This window comes from Paenibacillus sp. N119s, assembly GCF_059447605.1.
In genome coordinates this window covers 1-4,281 of the sequence record NZ_JCAJRU010000329.1, presented here as the reverse complement: position 1 = coordinate 4,281, position 4,281 = coordinate 1, and the positions used below count along the sequence as shown (strand labels likewise).

Annotated in this window: 3 protein-coding genes; 2 read left to right on the top strand and 1 reads right to left on the bottom strand. The window is 51.6% G+C overall.

Annotated features, from left to right (window positions below; translation table 11 throughout):
* Both AC5V8P_RS23865 and nasC read left to right on the top strand, forming a co-directional pair.
* On the top strand, nt 1-956 hold a 956-nt coding region (locus tag AC5V8P_RS23865), incomplete at its 5' end, for a (2Fe-2S)-binding protein (RefSeq protein ID WP_495473937.1).
* A gap of 106 nt (nt 957-1,062) precedes the next feature.
* The gene (nasC, locus tag AC5V8P_RS23860; protein ID WP_064796279.1) at nt 1,063-3,243 is read left to right on the top strand and encodes an assimilatory nitrate reductase catalytic subunit NasC; all 2,181 of its coding nucleotides are present in this window, start codon (nt 1,063-1,065) and stop codon (nt 3,241-3,243) included.
* A gap of 23 nt (nt 3,244-3,266) precedes the next feature.
* Here nasC and AC5V8P_RS23855 read toward each other — a convergent pair.
* The coding region (locus tag AC5V8P_RS23855) for an anthranilate phosphoribosyltransferase (protein WP_495473936.1) at nt 3,267-4,281 on the bottom strand (1,015 nt) is incomplete at its 5' end.

The window sequence follows — 4,281 nt, the reverse complement described above, 5'->3', positions numbered from 1 at the left end:
CGGAAGGAGAGACGGTATGCGCGTGCAACGGCGTGAGCAAGGGAGATATTTTGCGGGCAATCGCCACGGATAAGCTGAAAACGGTAGAAGAGGTGAAGATCCGAACCAAAGCATCCAGCTCCTGCGGAGGCTGCCGACCGTTAGTGGCTGCACTGGTCAAAAATGGTTTGTCCCGAGTGACAGTTTCCGAACCTGTGGTAGCTACGACTATTCAAGAAGTTGTTCCTGTGTGTGGTTGTACATTTTACGATCATGATTCGCTAAAGATCGCGATGGTGGATAAAGTCTGTCGAACTCCAGAGGAAGTGATCTCCCGTCTCGGTTGGACCAGACAGCAGGGGTGTGAATTATGTCGTCCGGCTGTCCTTTATTATCTGGAATCTCTAGGATTGCGGGAGAGATCAGCGACAGAACAGCTGAGTGCAGGCGTTGTGATTCGGCCCACTGCACCATACGAAGGGGAAACGGGTCCTGTGAGCCTGAGTTTTGCAAATTTGAATGCTGAACGTCAGGGGAGTGTCGGTACTGCCCCGATGGATCAGACTTTTGGTGGGGTGATCTGGCTAAGAGAGCGGCTGGCGGCAGTATGGGGAAGTCTTTCATTACCGTCACCGGTTGAGGTAGCTGTTAGTCCAGGTTCGGAGTATCCTGGTGGGGTGCTTGTCCATGACATGGGTATCTCCAGATCGCCAGCAGGTTGGGAGGTGTATGCCGGTGGACATGCGGAGCATCCGGTTCGTCAGGGGCTGCTGCTTGGACTAGAGGAGAATCCGGAAGAAGTGGTGCTGATGGTTGTAACCTGTTTGCAAATTTACAGGCATAGTGCGCGGTACGGGGAGAAAATGTGGGAATGGATTGAACGGACTGGCATTCTAGCGCTGCGGGAAAATGTACTCGATGCTGCTTTGCGAAATGAGCTGACGGGTAGCCTGCGGTCCGATATGTTGACGGGTTAACGGATTCCGATATGTCGACAGGTTCACGGATGGAGTGGGGATTGTAGCGATAGATTCGTATGTGAAGAAGATAACATTGCGACGTATGGAGGGGGAGGGTAATTTTATGTGTCAGTCAGGAGAAAACAAGCTGAAAGTCGGTCAATACGTCGCCCCTCTAGTGGAGACGCAGTGTCCATTTTGCAGCGTACAATGTAAGATGACCATCAGTACGGAAACGGAGGCACTCGCAGGTATTGTTCGAACGGTCTATAAAGCGGAAGGAAAACCTAATGCAGCCTCGCAAGGCAGGTTGTGCATCAAAGGTATGAATGCCCATCAGCATGCAACTCATCCAGAAAGGCTGACACAGCCTCTCATGCGCAAAGGAGGCAGGCTTGTTCCGGTCCCGTGGGAAGAAGCACTGGATGCTGTAGCTAGTAGTTTCTCTTCACTGCTGTCTACGCAGGGTCCTGACGGAATTGGCATTTACGGCGGAGGCTCGCTATCGAACGAAACGGCATATTTACTCGGGAAATTTGCCAGAGTGGCTATAGGAACGTGCTATATTGACTATAATGGGCGCTTTTGCATGTCGGCAGCAGCATCCGCTGGCAGCAAAGTGTTTGGTGTGGATCGCGGACTGACTTGCAGGCTGGCCGATATTCCGTTAGCTCGTTGTATTGTGCTTGCAGGCACGAATATCGCTGAATGTCAGCCGACGTTAATGCCTTATTTTCACCAAGCGAAGGAAAATGGTGCATTTATTATCGTAATTGACCCGCGCGCTACACCTACAGCGGCAATCGCCGATCTGCATCTGCAAATCAGACCAGGTACGGATGCTGTGCTGGCGAATGCCATGCTAAAGGTCATTGTGGATGAGGGATTGGTAAATGAAGAATTTATCCGCAAGCGGACCAATGGGTATGACCAACTATTGACTCATTTGAATGAACTGGATCTGAACGAAGCGGCTGCGCTGTGCGGAATTGAGGCAGACATGATTCAGCAGTCAGCACGTGCCTTTGGCAGTGTGGAGACGGGTATCGTTTTTACGGCCAGGGGTGTCGAACAGCAGATCGATGGACATATGGCGGTGCGTGCATTACTTAATCTCGTGCTGGCCACTGGAAAGATTGGAAGGGAAGGATGCGGTTACGGGGCCATCACAGGTCAGGGAAACGGGCAAGGTGGGCGAGAACACGGTCAAAAGGCTGATCAGCTTCCAGGTTACAGATCGATTGAGAACGAAGAAGACCGCGCCTATGTGGCATCCATATGGGGAGTAGACCCAAGTAGTTTGCCAGGTAAAGGAGTGTCGGCCTATGAGATGATGGAGCTTGTTCATCAGGGAGGAATCCAGGCTCTGTTCGTTATGGGCTCGAATCCGATTGTATCTAACCCGAATGTCCGACTGGTGGAGGATGCGCTGAAAAAGCTGGATTTGTTGGTTGTGGCCGATATGTTTCTCACTGAAACGGCGCGGCTGGCCGACGTTGTTTTGCCTGTAACGTCTTATTTGGAGAATACGGGGACGATGACTAATCTGGAAGGCCGCGTTTTGCTAAGGGAAGCGGTACGTCTAGCGCCGGGCGAAGCTAGAGATGACTGGAGTATTTTATGCCAGATAGCTGCAAGACTGAACAAGGGTGGCTACTTTGCGTATAAGGATGCAGAGGATATCTTTGAAGAGCTGCGATTCGCTAGCCGGGGTGGTCTTGCTGATTATTACGGGATCACTTATGACAGGTTGCGTCGTGAGGAAGGGGTATATTGGCCATGCCCAGCTACGGATAAAGCTGGTATGGATATGATGTTTCGGGAAAGCTTTGCTCTTTCCGACCGAAGGGCTGTTTTTACAGTGGTTGAAAGCTGGGGAGCAGGAGAGGAGTTATCCGAGGAATATCCGCTTACTTTAACGAATGGCCGTGTGCTGACTCACTATTTGACTGGTGCGCAAACACGCAGAAGCCCCTCGCTGGCCGCGCGTGAGATTGAGAATTATGTAGAAATTCATCCGCGTACAGCGCGGCGCTGGTATATCAGGGATGGGGAGTGGGTGGAAATAACATCCCAGCGCGGCAGCTTTACTGTCCGCAGCCGGATCAGGCCGAATATTCGCGAAGATACGATTTTCGTACCTATGCATTGGGGCGGGGCACAAAATGTAAATCAGGCGACCCGCCCCGACCTTGATCCGTTCTGCCGGATGCCTGGGTTCAAAACGGCTGCTGTACACATCCGGCCCCTTCGTCTAGCTGTATCTGCAAACAGGGGACATAACGAGGAGTGGTCCCAATTCTAGAGTACGACTATATAATGCTGGCTTTATAAACGTGAACGGGTTTCGGATGTGCCGACTCCCGTTTTTATTTCTTTACTCAACATAGCTTCACGCCAGCGGCAGTACAATTCCCAGGCGCGTCCATTTTCTAGCAACGGTTTGCAGGTGTACAAGCCTTCCTCAATGGAGTCGACTCGCCCTGCGACGAACAGTCGGACCGCACCGTTGAGCAACACTTGATTCGAGAAGGCTGTAGGGGCTGTGCCTTGCAGCACTTCCTCTGATACACGTAGCTGTTCAGCAGGAGTCCAGTTGTGTTCTGGCACTACCGAATCCAACCCGTACATTTCGGGATCTATAACCTGGAGTGACACCTCACCGTTAGCAAACAGGTAAGTCCGGGTTGGTCGATCAATGAACAGGTCCTCTGATCCTTCGCTTCCCTGTACGATCAGTGCCCTGCGATAATTCAGCTTCTGCATGACTTTCGCCGTCTTGTCGAACACGGTGTTGTGGAAAACGCCAAATACAATATACGGGGAAGAACCGTAATCCATCAGTTTCTCGGTTGTGTTCAGTAATGTGCGAAGCCCCAACTCTTCGCGAATAGGTCGCAGTTCTCGCAGGGGCGTGCACCATTGTTCGGAAACGACGAAAAGCACACCTGTCTGCTTCGCGGCATGAATGGCAGTTTCGTGGGTCATATCCGCAGATGTTACCCCCATCTCTTGTAACAAAAGTGGGAGTGTAACCCCCCATTTGGGAGGGAGAGGTGTACTACCATGCATCGTTACAGGTATTCCGTTCGAGGCAAGTAGAAAGGCGGTTGCGAAGGTGGCCATAAAAGATGACTTCCTACCATCGTACGGACCGGCGAAATCAATACCTCCCTGCATGGGAAAGCGATGGGAATATTTACGACAGACATTAACGAATGCTTCCAGCTCGTCAACACTCTCCATTTTGATGCGTTCCGCGGTAAAAAAGGCTCCCATTTGAGCAGGGGTTGCTGACCCGGTCATAATCAGTTCAGCAGCTGCCTCGGCCTCGGCGTAGTTC

Excerpts from the sequence above, each read along its gene's own strand:
- nasC (WP_064796279.1), top strand. The coding sequence starts at position 1,063 with ATGTGTCAGTCAGGAGAAAACAAGCTGAAAGTCGGTCAATACGTCGCC.